Origin of the sequence: Croceitalea dokdonensis DOKDO 023 (assembly GCF_001306415.1) — a bacterium.
Lineage (GTDB): Bacteria > Bacteroidota > Bacteroidia > Flavobacteriales > Flavobacteriaceae > Croceitalea > Croceitalea dokdonensis.
Genome location: NZ_LDJX01000006.1, coordinates 258,599 through 275,925, shown reverse-complemented (window position 1 = coordinate 275,925; position 17,327 = coordinate 258,599). Strand labels below are relative to the sequence as shown.

General features: G+C 42.1%; 12 protein-coding genes. 6 read left to right on the top strand and 6 right to left on the bottom strand.

Annotation, left to right across the window (positions count from 1 at the left end; genetic code table 11):
* Positions 1-106: 106 nt before the first annotated feature.
* Together I595_RS13825 and I595_RS17800 are read right to left on the bottom strand one after the other, a co-directional pair.
* On the bottom strand, positions 107-1,459 hold the full coding sequence (locus I595_RS13825; RefSeq protein ID WP_054560094.1) for a hypothetical protein: 1,353 nt from the start codon (positions 1,457-1,459) through the stop codon (positions 107-109).
* A gap of 96 nt (positions 1,460-1,555) precedes the next feature.
* Entirely contained in the window at positions 1,556-3,484 is a 1,929-nt protein-coding gene (locus tag I595_RS17800) for a choice-of-anchor B family protein (RefSeq protein ID WP_054560019.1), read from the bottom strand.
* A gap of 100 nt (positions 3,485-3,584) precedes the next feature.
* Here I595_RS17800 and thiL point away from each other — a divergent pair, with 100 nt between their 5' ends.
* Positions 3,585-4,625, top strand: a complete 1,041-nt coding sequence (thiL, locus tag I595_RS13815) for a thiamine-phosphate kinase (protein WP_054560018.1) — start codon at positions 3,585-3,587, stop codon at positions 4,623-4,625.
* Here the strand turns inward: thiL and I595_RS13810 are convergent.
* Positions 4,622-4,891, bottom strand: a complete 270-nt coding sequence (locus I595_RS13810; RefSeq protein WP_054560017.1) for a hypothetical protein — start codon at positions 4,889-4,891, stop codon at positions 4,622-4,624. The two genes, thiL and I595_RS13810, sit on opposite strands and share 4 nt — an antisense overlap.
* A 260-nt stretch (positions 4,892-5,151) precedes the next feature.
* Between I595_RS13810 and brnQ the strand changes: the two genes are divergently transcribed.
* From brnQ to I595_RS13795, 3 genes are all read left to right on the top strand, one after another.
* Positions 5,152-6,426 (top strand): branched-chain amino acid transport system II carrier protein, encoded by a 1,275-nt coding sequence (brnQ, locus tag I595_RS13805; protein WP_054560016.1) that lies wholly within the window; start codon positions 5,152-5,154, stop codon positions 6,424-6,426.
* 47 nt (positions 6,427-6,473) lie between these two features.
* Positions 6,474-7,736: an AbiH family protein gene (locus I595_RS17200; RefSeq protein ID WP_083467606.1), complete on the top strand. Its 1,263-nt coding sequence runs from the start codon at positions 6,474-6,476 to the stop codon at positions 7,734-7,736.
* A 575-nt stretch (positions 7,737-8,311) separates the two neighbouring features.
* Entirely contained in the window at positions 8,312-8,626 is a 315-nt protein-coding gene (locus tag I595_RS13795; protein ID WP_054560015.1) for a GIY-YIG nuclease family protein, read from the top strand.
* 1,219 nt (positions 8,627-9,845) lie between these two features.
* Here the strand turns inward: I595_RS13795 and I595_RS13790 are convergent.
* Complete coding sequence (locus I595_RS13790; RefSeq protein WP_054560014.1) at positions 9,846-10,028, bottom strand: hypothetical protein; 183 nt, start codon at positions 10,026-10,028, stop codon at positions 9,846-9,848.
* 67 nt (positions 10,029-10,095) lie between these two features.
* A complete protein-coding gene (locus I595_RS13785; protein ID WP_054560013.1) occupies positions 10,096-11,388 on the bottom strand; it encodes an aminopeptidase P family protein in 1,293 nt (430 codons plus the stop codon).
* 245 nt (positions 11,389-11,633) lie between these two features.
* Between I595_RS13785 and I595_RS13780 the strand changes: the two genes are divergently transcribed.
* Both I595_RS13780 and I595_RS13775 read left to right on the top strand, forming a co-directional pair.
* Positions 11,634-14,786, top strand: coding sequence for a VPS10 domain-containing protein (locus I595_RS13780; protein ID WP_054560012.1), 3,153 nt, complete (start codon positions 11,634-11,636; stop codon positions 14,784-14,786).
* Between the two features lie 286 nt (positions 14,787-15,072).
* Entirely contained in the window at positions 15,073-15,564 is a 492-nt protein-coding gene (locus tag I595_RS13775) for a hypothetical protein (protein ID WP_054560011.1), read from the top strand.
* 177 nt (positions 15,565-15,741) lie between these two features.
* On the opposite strand, the gene I595_RS13770 is transcribed toward I595_RS13775, so the two are convergent.
* Positions 15,742-17,064 carry a GAF domain-containing sensor histidine kinase gene (locus I595_RS13770; protein WP_316934167.1) on the bottom strand — a complete coding sequence of 441 codons (1,323 nt, stop codon included), beginning with the start codon at positions 17,062-17,064 and terminating at the stop codon, positions 15,742-15,744.
* Positions 17,065-17,327 lie beyond the last annotated feature (263 nt).

The following is a 17,327-nucleotide window of genomic DNA, read 5'->3' as shown; positions in this document are numbered from 1 at the left end:
TTTTTATGGTGTCTAAAAAGCTGGAAATTTATAGGTAATGTGATGATTACCTTGACCATCGTAGCTGTTGAATGTGAAAAACCAACCGCAACATTGATAAAAGCGATTATTTTAATTTTATCAACACCAGATCCAGCCCACCTTTAGGTTCAATATCCGGAAAATCCCTGCTGGCCGTATCTCCTATAAAGTAGATGGACCCGTTTGGGCTTTCTATGGCATCAAACCCAAAATCCAACCCTGTGCCGCCAAGGGCCTTTTGCCACTGGATGTTGCCCTCTGAGTTAGTTTTGATTAACCAAAGGTCGTTTTCTCCAAAATTGGCCGTCAGGTCGTTACCATAACTTTTAGAGTTTGCAGAAATTAAAAATCCACCATCTTGGGTCACTGTTACGCTGTGTGCCGCATCAAAGGCAGGGCCGCCAAAATTCTTTTCCCAAAGCAGGTCACCGTTATCGTTAAACTTCACCAACCAAACATCGGATTGTCCATAATTACGGCTCACCTGAATATCCGTACTAAAGGTATTGCCCACAATGACATAAGCGCCATCGGGTGTTTTGGCAATATCTTGGGATTGGTCTATCCCTGTGCCACCAAATGATTTTTCCCATTCTAAATTCCCGGTTTTGTCCACTTTAACCACCCAATAATCATAGCTCCCCTTTGGATTGGAAACATCAAAATCCGTACTCTCCGAGGAGCCAGATAAGATAAAACCCCCATCATTGGCTTGGACTACCCCAAAAGCACGGTCGTTATTGGTTCCCCCAAAATACCTTCTCCACAACATGTTGCCATCCGCATCCAACCGGGTGCCCCAAAACTCCCCTACACCATGGGCGGTATGTCCACTTCCTTTGTTGGTGCTCCCTTCACCATTGGATGAGGTGACATCCAAAAATCCTGAGAAGAAAAAACCGCCGTCTACCGTTTCAATAATGTCATAGGAATGGTCATGACCAGAAAATCCAAAACTTTTTTCCCATAGTATCTCGCCATTGGCATCTAAACGGAGTACCCAATTATCATGAAACCCCTCATTATTGGAACCGTCACCGTCATCACTCATGGCATAGCCTGTAATGGCATAGCCACCATCTGCGGTTTGGATGGCCTTTTGGCCCCTATCATCCTTGCTGCCCCCATAGGTTGTATTCCATTCTAGGTTCCCTAAAGCATCAAACTTTAGCAACCAATAATCATTTACGTTAAGGCTTTTGCCAGCCAAATCCCCATCAATGCTATTGGTAAAGCCAAAAACGGCAAAACCACCATCTTGCGTTGGGACAATGGAACGTGGCGAATCATCCCCTGAACCGCCAAAGTTTTTGATCCAGGTGATTTCTTTGGCTGTTGTTACTTGGTCTACGGTACTATTGCTGCTTGTACCATTGCCATCCTCCGTAGAACAGGAGAAAAGGCATATGCACACTAAAAACAAAACGGTCTTTTTCATTTTTTTAGAGGATACCTTGGATTTAATAGACACAGGACCTGCACTAAAATACGTTGTTGTTGCCATAAAATCCCTAACGGACCTGCCTTAGGGAATTTACTGGGATTTCTGGATGATAAAAAACCCGGTATCTGAATCGTTCACGATAATTTTTCCACTTTCAAAATAGGGATAAACGCTCCATACCCCATTAAAACTGGCCACATCATTATCAGGAAAGGTGTCAAAAAATCCAATTTCCGTCAGGTTTCCCCCTTCAATATCAGACAGGTCCAATACACGGACCCCGGCCGTATAATTCGCCAAAAAGAATTCATCTCCATGTACATAACCATTATGGTCAATGGCAGCGGTAGGCCCTAAATAGGTGGTGTGCAGCACTGGGTTGTCCAAATCTTGGAGGTCAAACACCAGGGTCCTGGAGTTGAATCCAAAATCAATTTCGTCTAACTCATCGCCCAAAAGGAAAAAACGTTGGTCTTCCGTAAACCAGCCTTGGTGGGTGTATCCAAGGTTGCCATAGGTAATCGTGGCTATTTCCGTAGGGTTGGCCTTGTCCGTGATATCCACAATGGCAATCTGGTCTTCATTGGCGCCAATGAAAATCTCACGGCCGGTATAGTCGGCATCTGGACCTTCATAATTCACTACTTGCGCGTCATGGGTATACCCGTTGTCTCCATAACCCCCCGCCGCGGTAGGGCTTGTGGGGTTTTGAATGTCAACGAAATGCACCCCTCCGTTAAAAGTGTCATTTCTTGCCGTACCTACGGGATAGGCAAAACCGTTTTGCTCATTAATAACTACATTATGTGCGTTACCAATATCTGTATACCTAGCGTCTTGGGTAAAGTCCGTAGGTGGATTGGCGACATTTCTAAGCCGCGTAAGATCAAATACCTGCATCCCATGGCCCGATGCCTCTGAAACAATATAGGCGTGATTTCCATAAATTTTTACATCACGCCAAACACTTGATCCCGTTGCCGAGGGCAGTTTACCAAGGTAAACCGGGTCATCTGCGGTGATATCCACAAAGGCAGTGCCATTGTTTAAAGCCACTAACGCATATTCATGCCCTGTTGCCGTGTCCGTCCAACCCCAAATATCATTTCCTTGGGTGCTGGAGAAGGTGCTGTGTTCCATGCGAGCAAGCAAATCAAAGCCATTACAGGGAAAACCGTTGGCTCTGCCATTTTCACAGGGTGCCACACCCTCTATGGTATACATGGTCCTGTCCAATTCATTGAGCAATAACCCATTGGACGGGTCGCTCAAGGTCAATTCAAAACTTTCGGATTCCTCTGGCACAGTATCATCAATAATTGCCAAAGCAGGGATGGTCAATGCAGTTGCTGTAGTACCATCATAAGTGCCCGCGGGGATGGTCACCACAAGAGGTGAGGCCACATTGTAATCTTGTCCCAAGGTGGCATCGCCACTATCAACTGCCGTAAGCGTTATTGTTTTATCCTCAGATAGGGTGCCGGTCACAAATAGTGTGGGGAGGTTGCCGCCCACATTTTCCCTGTCCGAAGCCATGGCCTGCGAAAACCCCACCTGTACGGTCTCATCATCATTTATGGTGTACGTAGTTGTAGCCACGTCTCCCAGATTAACCCCTTCCGTTGGATTATCTAAGCTAAAAATAATAGTCTCAAAACCTTCTTGGACCGTATCATCCAAAATAGAAAGCCCTGGAAGTGGGATAGCAGTGAGCGCGGTACCATCATAATTTCCAATGGGAATGGAAATAACCGTTGGGGAGGCAAAGGAAAAGTCTTCCCCAAGGGTAGCCGTTCCCGTATTTGTAAGCAAAACCGAAACGGAAACTTCGCTTGCCACGGTTCCGCGCACCGATACGGAAGGTAGATTGTTACCCAAGGCTTCACTGCCCGTGGTTTCCTGTGCTAAAAAAGCCACGGTTACGCTTGTGGTCATTTGATTTTCCGGTTCATCATCGCCACCACAGGAAAGCAATAAGAATACTGAAATCACTGCAAAAAAACGGAGTACCATGGGCATCAACATTAGCGGTTTTACATCAAGCCTATTGGGCGGTAACTTTTTAGCTTGATTATGCAGTAAAGATACGTTTTTAAAGTAATCGGCTTATTTTTGCCATATGATAGAAGATAAAAATCAAGCCCGTACCGCTTTAAGCGATTTAGGTGAGTTTGGGCTCATTGAAACCTTGACAAAGAACTTTGGGGTTCATCAAAAATCTACCGTAAAAGGTATTGGTGATGATGCTGCGGTGTTGGACTTTGGAACAAAAAAAACGGTGGTTTCTACCGATTTGTTGATTGAAGGAGTGCATTTTGATTTAAGTTACATGCCCTTAAAACACTTGGGATACAAAGCAGTGATCGTAAATCTCTCTGATATTTACGCGATGAATGCAGAAGCTACACAGATTACGGTCTCCATTGCCGTTTCCAATAGATTTCCACTGGAAGCATTGCAGGACTTTTATGACGGTGTGGCCATGGCCTGCAAGGTATATGGGGTTGATTTAATTGGTGGGGATACCACTTCTTCCAACAAAGGGATGTTGATAAGTATTACGGCATTGGGCGTTGTGGACAATGATAAGGTAGTATACCGTTCAGGAGCTAAAGAACACGACCTTTTGGTGCTTACAGGTGATATTGGCGGAGCCTATTTAGGCCTACAAGTGTTGGAGCGTGAAAAAGAAGTATTTAAGGTAAACCCACAAAACCAGCCAGATTTGGAACCTTACAGTTACATTGTGGAACGACAACTAAAACCAGAAGCCAGAAAAGATATTATCTCATTATTGCATAATTTGGAGGTAAGACCAACCTCAATGATAGACGTTAGCGATGGGCTTTCCTCCGAGGTGTTGCACCTATGTAAGCAAAGCGGTGTAGGTTGTAACCTTTATGAAGATAAGATACCTTTGGATCCAACCGTAATTTCCACGGCAGAAGAGTTTAAAATAGATAGCACCATGATTGCGCTTAGCGGTGGGGAAGATTATGAATTGCTCTTTACCATTGCCCAAACAGATTTTCCAAAAATTAAGGGCAATCCCAACTTAACGGTAATTGGCCATATGACCGCCGCTACTGAAGGAGAGCATTTAGTGACAAGGGACAATACCAAGATTGCTATAAAGGCACGGGGCTGGAATTCTTTTTAAGCAACAGATTTAGGCACTGTCTTCCGCACCGATCTACGATTTCGCTTTTGGTACATGTCTTCCAGGGTATTGTTTATTTCTTGGATTTGGGGAGTTAAGGTAGATAACTTTCCTCTCTCGTCCGTAGAAACCTGTTTTTGGCAATGAATGCAACGGTACTCGTTAATGTGTTCCGTAACGCGTTTGGAAACCACAAAATGATGTCCAAAAAAGTTACAAAAAAGACCGGTAAGTTTGTTGCCGTCGGGGGTAATTGTTTTGCTCATACGTTAAGGTTTTGGTCATTTAAGTTCAACTTGGGGTTGATTTTTAATGGTTCGCCGCTTACTATCTGAAAACGAATTAGATACTGCAAGCTTTGTTTAAAAGGCAACGCCGCAAATGTTTTGTTTATTTCTTTAGACACACTTTTTTTTTCAATTATTCGATAAACTACATATTATCGACGTAATGCTACAAAAAAACGACGAAACGCATTGATGTCTAATATACAGATTTGACCTATCTTTCCAAAGATTTTTAGTTTATGATTACAAAAAAGAATCTTCTTGTAGTCTCATTCGCACTTTTTTCCTTGTTTTTTGGAGCTGGGAATCTTATTCTACCGCCACAACTTGGTTTTAGGTCTGGGGATTTTTGGTGGTTGGTGACCTTGGGTTTTTGTCTTTCTGCCGTCTTCATTCCTATTTTGGGGATTGTTGCCCACGCCAAATTGCAGGGAACCCTTTTTGACTTTGGAAAAAAAGTGTCCCCTACCTTTAGTTTGATCTATTGTTATTTGGTGTATGCCATCTCTATTGGTTTGCCCTCACCAAGAACGGCTTCGGTTACCCATGAAATGGGAATAGCCCCTTTTTTTGAAACTTCATCCCTTTTAACGAGTGTTATCTATTTTGGCCTTGTCTTTCTTTTTGTCATCAATAGATCCAAAATTTTAGATGCTTTGGGAAAGGTGCTGACGCCGGCCATCATTCTAATTCTAGTTTGCATGATATTCCGGGCCCTGTTTGGATATGAATTCGATTTTGGTAAAAACCAGTTAGAAAATCCGTTTAGCAGCGGTATTTTAGAGGGTTATCAAACCTTTGATGCCATTGGTGCCGTTGTGGTGGGAGGGGTAATTATTATTTCCATTAACCTAAAAAATGACCAAATTCCATATCGGGACAAGAAGAGGGCAATTTCCAAAGCAGGCCTATTTTCCGGTCTTGGACTGTTCTTTATCTACACGGGGCTGGTGCTTACCGGTGCCTTATTCCATGGGCAGTTTGACGATGGGATTTCCAGGACTGCCCTGCTTAGCGGCATAAGCCTAAAGACATTGGGGAATACGGCAAACCTGTTCTTGAGCATTTTAGTGGGTTTAGCTTGTTTTACCACTGCGGTGGGCATTGTTACTGGAACTGCCGATTTTGTGAAGGCACAATTCCAAAATACTAAAAGGGCATACCTGATCACAGCTGTGATTGGTTGCGTTTTGGGAGTGGTCATGGGACAGTTTAACGTGGGGTATATCATTGCCGTTGCATTACCAGCACTTATGTTTATTTACCCAATTACCATTGTGTTGATTCTTCTGAATGTATTGCCGGAAAAGTATGCCTCAAAAAAAGTATTTCAATGGGTAGTGGTAACAACAATCATTTTTAGTGTTCCTGATTTTTTAGGAAGTATAGGTCTTGGTGAAGCTACCCAAGATTTTGTAAAATGGATACCCTTAAGTGAATTTCAAATGGGTTGGGTGCTGCCTGCGCTTTTGGTTTTTTTGATTACAAATATCCTTTCGACGAAATCCCAATAGCTATATGGAGGCTGAGAAATCTGTTTCTTTTCAGTTAACTTTAAGTCATGAACAAACTTATAATACTAGGCAACGGCTTTGATTTGGCGCATGGATTACCAACATCATACTCCCATTTCATAAATCACTTTTGGGTCAATCTTATAAATTCATATCAAGATGTATTAACAAATAAGTTAGTCTACATAAGTCCCAAACACATCGGATTAATTAATCAAGGACATAAAGATTTCAAAACCCTAAAAGAAAATTTTGAATCTCAATCTAAGCGTTTTAAATATCGATATAATAAAGAATTAGTCATTATTGAGACTCAAAATGAAAGGGGAGATACAATTACTGTATTTGAATTCAAAAATCAATTTTTCAAAAGGCTAAATGTAATATGCACAAATAATTGGGTAGACATTGAAAATGAATATTATCAAGAGCTCAAAAGAATTTCAAAAAGAAAAGATTCACACTATTCCGGAACAAAAGAAGATTTTGAACAAAATCAGATAGAGAAAAACAAAAAAAGCATTGAAAGGCTAAATTCTGAATTTGCAGAGATTAGAGACTTATTTGAAGATTATCTAATAACAAATGTTTCTGATAAATATTATTTCAACAAATTCGCTAATAGAGAATGGATTAAAATGTACGAGTTTTTAAAACCAATTTCACTTTTGAATAATCAATCAAAATTACTTGATGAATTTAATGCTAAAGAAGACAAAACAGATATCGACGCTCTCCTTGAAAAAGAGAAAAAAGGTGAACGACATCTTACAAGAACCTATGTTCTAAATTTCAATTACACTTTGACTACCAGTCAATATTTATTTGAGATAGATAAACAAGAATATCAAAGTTTACAAAACAACATTCATGGTATTTTATCAAATAAGATGAACAACCCTGTAAATTTTGGTTTTGGAGATGAAATGGATGGGGATTATAAATCAATTGAAAACCTCAATGATAATGAATACCTAAAAAACTTTAAATCCTTTAAATATTCTCAAAATTCCAATTACAAAAACCTTCTCGATTATATAGATTCTGATAAATTTCAAGTGTATGTCATGGGGCATTCTTGTGGCCTTTCTGATCGAACATTACTTAATACAATTTTTGAACATGATAATTGTCGTTCTATAAAAGTATTTTATTATCAGAGAGAAGATGGCACGGATAATTTTACCGAAATCATCCAAAATATGTCTCGCCATTTTAATGACAAAAAAATGATGCGTGCCAAGGTGGTCAATAAATCACTTTGTCAACCCTTACCTCAAAATATTCGTTTTCAGAAAAAAGATAATTGAGATTTCTCACTTCTATCTTGAGTGCCCATAGTTTTGTTTTGTCATTCTGAATGTAGCACAGCGAAGTAGAGAATCCCACACTAACTTGCTCACGGCCACCTGCCCACTCAAACGAGGGATGCTTCGTGCCTCAGCAGGACATGAAGTTAATTGGTCCAACGATATTGTCATTCTGACCATCGGGAAGAATCCCATGTTCACTTGCTCACGGCCACCTACTCACTCAAACGAGGGTTGCTTCGTGCCTCAGCAGGACAAAGGAACAGCGGTTTGTCATTCTGACCATCGGGAAGAATCCCACCACCTGCTGCTCACGGAACCCTGGGCCACTCATACGCGGGATGCTTCGTGCCTCAGCAGGACAAAATCATACGTTTTGTCCAACTAAACTAAAGGAACCCGCCTGCCTTTTGGCAGACAAGAAACTCCTCACAACCTAATTAACATCATAGTCCAGAAAACCCTACTCGCCACCTAAAATCATTCACTCTTAGGATACTTGTTGTCTTCACATCGCCTAAAAAAGGGAGAGGCAATGTGTGATTAGATTAAGAATCTTTTAGTATCTTAAATTTATGTCTAAAGAAGGTTGGCACAATTATTACGTTTATATTTTGACCAATAAAAATCGAACGGTCATATATACAGGCATGACTAACAATTTGCATAGACGATTAAGAGAACATCAAAATGCGATTAGCTTAAATTCAAAAAGTTTTGTTGCTAAGTATAAATGTAAACACCTATTATATTATGAAAGGTATAGTTGGGTTCAAGAGGCTATAAGCCGTGAGAAGGAAATCAAGGGTTGGCTTCGAGTAAAAAAAGTAGATTTAATCAAATCAACCAATCCTAATTTAGAATTTTTAGAAGGTTCATTTCTTCAGTGATTCACATTTTCAATAGTCGGAAAGTTCTTTTTGTCATTCTGAATGTAGCGCAGCGAAGTGAAGAATCCCACGGTCACTTGCTCACGGCCACCTGCTCACTCAAACGAGGGATGCTTCGTACCTCAGCAGGACAAAGGAACAGCGGTTTGTCATGCTGACCATCGGGAAGAATCCCACGGTCACTTGCTCACGGCCGTCTGCTCACTCAAACGAGGGTTGCTTCGTGACCCAGCAGGACAAAGGAACAGCGGTTTGTCATTCTGACCATCGGGAAGAATCCCACGGTCACTTGCTCACGGCCACCTGCTTTCTCAAACGAGGGATGCTTCGTGCCTCAGCAGGACAAAGGAACAGCGGTTTGTCATGCTGACCATCGGGAAGAATCCCACGGTCATTTGCTCACGGCCACCTGCTTTCTCAAACGAGGGATGCTTCGTGCCTCAGCAGGACAAAGGAACAGCGGTTTGCCATTCTGACCATTGGGAAGAATCCCACTACCTGCTGCTCACGAAACCCTTAGCCACTCAAACGAGGGATGCTTCGTGCCTCAGCAGTACAAAGTAACAGCATTTTGTCATTCTGACCATCGGGAAGAAACCCACCATCAGCTGCTCACGGCCACCTGCTTTCTCAAACGAGGGATGCTTCGTGCCTCAGCAGGACATGAATGTTTTGTTCCGACGATACTGCCATTCTGACCATAGGGAAGAATCCCACGTTCACTCGCTCACGGCCACCTACTCACTCAAACGAGGGGATGCTTCGTGCCTCAGCAGGACAAAGGAACAGCGGTTTGTCATGCTGACCATCAGGAAGAATCCCACGGTCACTCGCTCATGGCCACCTGCTCACTCAAACGAGGGATGCTTCGTGCCTCAGCAGGACAAAGGAACAGCGGTTTGTCATTCTGACCATCGGGAAGAATCCCACACCAACTTGCTCACGGCCGCCTGCTCACTCACACGTGGGATGCTTCGTGCCTCAGCAGGACAAAGTAACAGCATTTTGTCATGCTGACCATAGGGAAGAATCCCACGGTCACTCGCTCACGGAACACTTGGTCAATCAAACGTGGGTTGCTTCGTGCCTCAGCAGGACATTTGTATTTTGGTTCAATGATATTGTCATTCTGACCATCGGGAAGAATCCCACGGTCACTTGCTCACGGCCACCTGCTCACTCAAACGAGGGATGCTTCGTGCCTCAGCAGGACATGAAGTTATTTGGTTTCCCTTCGCCTCTTTGAATAGTAATAAATAGCATAAGCAATAATCACCAAGACCACAAAGGGCAAATACGTGCCAATCAACACCCCAGTTTCATAAGCACTATTGGGGGCTTCCTCCATCTTTTTTTCGATATCGGGTTGTTGTAAAAACAATAAAAGCATTTTATTAAACATAGGTTTCTCACTTTTATCTCAACTGCGCTGGATATGACAGTTCCAAATGTCTGTTTAATTTCAAATTTCAACTGTTCATCAACTCCTCAATCTCCTCCGCTTCAATCGGAATGTTTGCCATCAAATTAAATGGCTCTCCGCTTTCTTGAATCACCACATCATCTTCCAATCGTATCCCAAAACCTTCATCAGGGATGTAAATACCTGGTTCCACGGTAAAGACCATATTGGCTTTCATCGGAGTTTTTAATTCGCCGTAGTCATGGGTATCCAAACCTATATGATGACTGGTACCATGCATAAAATATCTTTTATACGCAGGCCAATCGGGGTTCTCATTTTGGACATCTGCCTTATCCAAAAGCCCCAATCCCAATAATTCTGAGGTCATTAATTTTCCACATTCCTTATGATATTCTGCCCAAAGAGTGCCTGGCACCAATAATTTGGTTGCTTCATCTTTTACGCGCAACACGGCATTGTACACCTCTTTTTGGCGCTTGTTAAATTTTCCATTAACGGGTATGGTGCGGGTTAAATCACTGGAGTAATTGGCGTACTCTGCGGCCACATCCATCAAAATTAAATCCCCATCCTTACACTGCTGGTTATTTTCTATATAATGGAGCACATTGGCGTTGTTGCCTGAAGCAATTATGGGGGTATAGGCAAATCCTTTTGAGCGGTTCCTTACAAATTCGTGCAAAAGCTCTGCCTCAATTTCATATTCCCAAACGCCGGGTTTCACAAAACCCAACAATCGTCTAAACCCCTTCTCCGTAATATTACAGGCCATCTGCATTAGCTCTAGTTCCTCAGGTTCTTTTACCCCACGTATCCGTTGGAGGATAGGATTGCTTTTTGCCCATTGGTGCGCCGGAAAATCCTGCTTGCACTTCTTTATAAAACGGTCTTCCCGGGTTTCTGTCTCTACGGCCTGTCTGTAATGTTCATTGGTGTTAAAATAAATAGTATCGGCCTCCGTCATCAAATCAAAAAATACCTTATCAAAATCAGAAAGCCAATAAATGGTTTCTATGCCGGATACTTTAGTAGCTTGTGCTTTGGTCAACTTTGCTCCTTCCCAAACCGCAATATGGTCATTGGTCTCACGCACAAAAAGGATTTCTTTGTGCTTGGTGTCCATCGCATCCGGAAACAAAACTAAAATGGTCTCTTCTTGGTCCGCACCGCTTAAATAAAAGATATCACTGTGTTGCTCAAAGGGCATTGTACTATCTGCACTTATGGGATAAATATCATTGGAATTGAACACCGCAATACTTTTAGGACGCATTTGGGTGGTAAACTTTTTGCGGTTCTTAACAAATAAGGTATTTGGTAATACATCGTATTTCATGGAGGTTGCTATTTCATTTTTATTTACTAGCTAAATGTAGTCACTTCGAGTCGATTTTCGACGAATGCGAAAATTTGTATCGAGAAGCATCTATTTCCAAAAGATTTTTGATAAAATCTTTGGTAGATTTCTGACTAGCTCAATCAATTAAAAATCACTCTAATTAACATATCACCTAGCTTTTCTGGAAAAAAGTTTTAGGTTGCGTAAATTTAAGAACTATAATCAACCAAAGCATATCACCCATGAAATTAAGGCTGCTCATTCTGTTTTTGGTAATGACCTTCTCGCTGTTGGGTCAAGACCACTTATCTGATTTCAAAGATTTTAACTTTCGGTTTATTGGTCCAGAGGGAAACCGCACCATAGCCATTGCTGGCGTAGCGGGAGACCCTATGATCACGTATATCGGTGCAGCATCTGGTGGACTATGGAAAACCACGGATGGCGGCGTCACATGGAAATCCATTTTTGACGACCAAGAGGCTTCTTCCATTGGTTCAGTGGCCATCACCCCTACAGATTCAGATATCGTATGGGCGGGTACTGGGGAAACTTTTATCATTCGCCCTGCCCATGCCATGGGCGACGGCATCTACAAGTCAGAGGATGCCGGAATGACCTGGAAAAACATGGGCTTGGAGAAAACGGGGCGCATTGGCAGAATTGTGGTACACCCCACCAATCCGGATATTGTCTACGTTGCTGCCCTTGGGCATACCTATGGCCCCCAGCAAGACCGAGGAGTGTACAAAACCGTTGATGGGGGCAACAGTTGGGAACGTATCCTTTTTGTTGATGAACATACAGGCGCAGCGGACATTGCTTTAAACCCCCAAAACCCAGAACAATTGTTGGTGGGCATGTGGTCCATCCATATCAATACCTGGGGCTTGCGTAGCGGGGGACCGGGTGGCGGCATCTATCGTTCCATGGATGGTGGTAAAAGTTGGAAAAATTTGAATGAAAACGGCTTGCCAGGAGGAAAGGACAATCCTGTAGGGAAAACCGGAGTTGGCATCTCACATTCCAACCCAAATATTGTGTACGCCTTGTTCGAAATTGATAGTCCCGCCCTGTATCGCTCGGAAGATTTTGGTGAAACTTGGACGCTCCAGACCAGAAACCATGACATTAATGAGCGTGCGCCCTATTATACCCGTATGGCGGTTTCCACAGATAATCCAGACGAAATTTACGTTGCATCCGTTAAATATAGTATTTCCAAAGATGGGGGCAAAACCTACAAATCGGGCTACAGTGCAGGAGGGGACAACCATGATATTTGGGTAGATCCCACCAATGCCAACCGTATCATGGTGGCACACGATGGTGGCGCCAGTATTAGTCTAAACCGCGGTAAAACCTACCAACGTATTGTATTGCCCATTGCACAGATGTACCACGTTTCGGTAGATGACCAAGTACCTTATAATGTTTATGGCAATAGGCAAGATGGCTATTCTTATAAAGGTCCGAGCAACAGCAGGCAGGGCTATATCCCATTGGGCTTATGGAAAGGTGTGGGCGGTTGCGAAAGTGGTTTTGCCCAACCTGACCCCTTGGACAACAACATTGTTTGGTCTGGCTGTTATGATGGTGGCTTGCAACGTTATGATGCCAGGACCGGCCATGCCCGTGATGTACGTGTTTGGCCAGAAGCTGGATACGGCTGGGAACCTGGAAAATTAAAATACCGTTGGCATTGGAACTTTCCCTTATCCTTTTCGCCCCATACCAAGCACCGCGTTTATGTGGGCAGCCAGTTTGTGCATAAAAGCGATGACAACGGACAGAGTTGGCAGGTGATCAGTCCAGACCTGACCTTGAACGATAAGACCCACCAACAGAATTCCGGGGGCATTGCCATTGATAATTTAATGACCTTTGATGGCGCTACGCTATTCAGTATCGAAGAATCAATCTTGGAACCGGGAGTTATTTGGACGGGAAGTAACGATGGTCAGGTGCAATTGACCAGAAACGGCGGAGAAAACTGGACCAATGTAACCGGTAATATTCCCAATTTGCCCAAATGGGGTACCATCGCCAATATTGAGCCTTCCCGATATAAAAAAGGAACAGTCTATATCACGGTAGATTTGCACCAAATGGGCAATTTTGACCCTTACGTATACAAAACAGAAGACTATGGGCAATCTTGGAAATTGATCAGTGCCTCTGTTCCAAAATCAGTACACAGTTTTGCGCATGTCATTAAAGAGGACCCCAAACGGAAGGGCATGTTATACCTAGGGGTAGATAATGGACTGTACATCACCTATAACGATGGGGAACATTGGATGCGTTTGCGTAACAATCTACCCCCTGCGCCCGTTTACTGGCTAGAAGTCCAAGAACGCTTTGATGATTTGGTGGTAGGCACCTATGGGAGGGGCTATTACATTTTGGATGATATTTCTGCCCTACGCGAATATGACGAAGCAAAAGGCAAAAAGGCCCACCTCTTTAGTATAAGGGAGGCTTACCGATTCCAAGACCAACAAGCCATTAAAACCGATGGTCCTAGCATGAACTCCGGCCAAAATCCGGCTTATGGGGCGTATGTCAATTACTACTTAAAAGATAGTACGGACCAGAAAGTGGAGGTACACATACTAACGGCATCCAATGAATTGGTGCGTACCTTAAAAGGAGAAACCTCAGCGGGGGTGCATCGTACCATTTGGGACTTACGTTATGAACCCACCTACAAGCCCCGTTTACAGACCACCCCACCGGGCAGGCCCTGGGTACAGCTCAATGGGGAAGGTTGGCGACCATTGGTAACCTGGGATCTAGACCTTTGGCGCGGACAATATGGCCCCCGTGTGGTGCCGGGCAATTACAAGGCCAAATTGGTCATTGGGGAACAAGAATTTGTAAGGGATTTTACCGTGCTCAAAGACTCCAGCACCACCGGCACTGTAGAAGATATTGAAGAACAAGTGGCCTTTTCCTTAGCGCTGCGCGATGCGATGAACCTTGCGGTCACCATGATCAATGATATTGAAGAAATCAGGGCAGAACTGGAAGAAGTTAAGCCACAGCTCAGATCAAGAAAAGACAGTAAAACTGCCGATGACCTCATTAAAAAATCAAAGAACATTGCCGCTGCCCTGTATGATATCCATTTAACGGGTGCTAGGGAAGATGCGTTCCGTTCGCCCATGAAATTATACGGTCGCTTAAGTGCCTTGGCCAGCGACATTGGTGGTTTTGGCGTCGATTTTAAACCCACCGACCAGCAGCGGGACGTTTATGAAGTGTTGAATACGCGACTAAAAAATGCCGAGAAAAAATTTAGATCCTTTATTGCAGTGGAAGTGGAACGTCTTAACGAGCAACTAAAAAAGAGTGAACTTCAACTGGAGTTTGGGAAAAAGATAAAGTCTTGAATCAGAATAGATAAGATTTTGGGTATTTTCCGGATTTAGAAAGTTTATAGTAATCGATAATTGTAAAACCATAAAGACTAAGATAAAAAATATGGCCGCGGGTTTAGCTCTTACTTGAACTCAAACGTTATTAAAATTTTACCAGCCGCTTAGAGTTTCAAAATCATAAAATTATTACGCTGATTTTTGGACTGTGAAATCTTTACAATCAAAGATATGATGGAAAGATTGAAGGATGCTTGTTAGATTAATTATAACTATCATTTTTATTTTGAAAATGTCTCTAATGGAGATAAAACAGCAAATAATGTTTACTATCAATGAAAATTTTGTTGGAGGAGCCAAAGACGAAATTGTCGTTAAAAGTCCCCAAATTGATTATGGTTCTCCCGGTTTTATGATTTTTAAGACCTTTTACATGCATGAGTTTGTTAAATCCAACTCTTATATGTTTCTAGAGGAGCCGGTTCTTGAAACTGGAGTAACTATTCAAAATGATAGAATCTCAGAATTTGCAATACAGTTGGCCGTGCCCCCCAACAGAGTTGAAACCTTTTTCCTTTCTGTGGTTGAACATTATGGTGCTGTTCAATCCATCAGGGTATTACAACAATACCTGCAAAATTATGGATATGAAAATCCTACCAAGGTTGCAACTAAAAACTACGATACGTATTATAAGGATTTGCCTGAGCCAAAAATAGCAGACTACAAATACTTAGAATCCCTTTCTTGGAATGGACTGAAGGATAACGAAGGAAAACTAGATTGCGAATGAACATTCGCAATCTAGTTTCTGCTAACGGAAATCATGAAATAACGATTTACTTTAAGTATCGCGTGAACCAAAAACAAGCTTAGTTGCTTTCTTTATGCGCGTTTATCCCTTTTAAATACGGATTAATAGAAAATACACGCTATTGGAAAGGCCTAATAATTTGGTGAACATCAAAAATTACGCCTGCTGTTTTGGAAGCGTAAAATAAAAAGTGGTGCCCACGCCTTCTTGGCTTTCCAACCAAATATCCCCTTGGTAATACCGGACTATTTTTCTTACGATAGAAAGGCCCACGCCACTGGAAGAACTGGTACTCTCCAGTTTTCCAAAGACTTTAAAAATCCGGTCGTGATAGGATTTCTTAATTCCCTTACCATTGTCCTTCACAAAAAACACATAGTATTGCTCCTTCTCCATATACCCTACCTCTACCAAACCCTGTTCTTTATCATTGTAAACAATGGCATTTACGATGAGGTTTTGAAAAAGTTGTTTAAATCGCCATGGATTCCCGTAAATGCTTGGTAAGGATTCCTGAACGGTAATGGTCATATGGTCTGGGATAGATATGGTTTGCCAAAGCTCCATAAGCAAAACGTTAAGGTCTATCTGATGATTGGCCTCCTCTAACCTATCAATGGTAGAATATTCCAAAATTCCCTTGATCAGCAAATCCATTTTTTCCACATTGAATAGCACAAGGTCCAATGATTCTCTATCTTCTTGGGTAAGGCTATCCTTTCGCTCTTCCATATACCAATTCACTAAGGTATGTACGTTGGTAAGGGGCGATTTTAAATCATGCGAAACCACATGGGCATACTCATTAAGCTCCTCATTTTGTTTGGATAAATGAGCCAATAGTTCTTCTTTTTTTCTTTCCTGTTCTTGTAAGCGTTCTTCGTTTTCTTTTCGCTGGATCACATTGATCAACATACTAGCATACACAAACAGGATATCTTTCTCGTGCTCTGTGTAGGTGTTTAGTTTTTGAACCGAATCAAACCCAATAAAACCAATAAGTTGGTTGTTCTTTATTTTTGGAATGGTAATTAAGCTCTTTACGCCCTGTGGCTCTAAAATAGCCCTGAGACCATGCTCCCCGTCTAGTGGCAAGCTACCCACATTCTCTACATAAAAGGGGAGGCCCTTTTGGTGCGCTTCCAACCATTGTGGGATAAAATCTATTGGAACATTTTGTAAGTTCCCTATTTCTGGGGTAACACCATCTGCACACCATTCATAGGTGTTAGAAGTAGTATTGGTGCTAAAATCGTAAGAAAAAATATAGCTTCTATCCGCTTCTACAAACACCCCTATCTGTTTTAAAGAATCGTTGATCAGTTTGTCTATATCCACCAAATCTGAATTGATATATTTGGTAGATATCTGAATCAAGAGTTCCTGGAAACGTAATTGCCTTTTGATAATGGCATCTTTTTCTAGCTGAGCCATGTTATCCCTGGCAGCCATTGCTTTATCATCTGTTGCTTGACCCACAAAACATAATTTTTACAGTTTAAAAAAGAGATAATAAGTACTATAAAACGTTGTAAGAATTACATTAGTGTATATGTAAGAATATTTATATATAATGATATGGACCATCTACGGATGAGATACTTTACCCAGACCGTTTATCATACTAACTTAACCCATTGTGCATCTTGACGAAAATTCGTCAATTCGAGTGATTTTTTGATCCGAAGTATCGGAAAATAGTATCGAGAATCAGAATTTTAGCATTGAAACCGTGTTCTCGA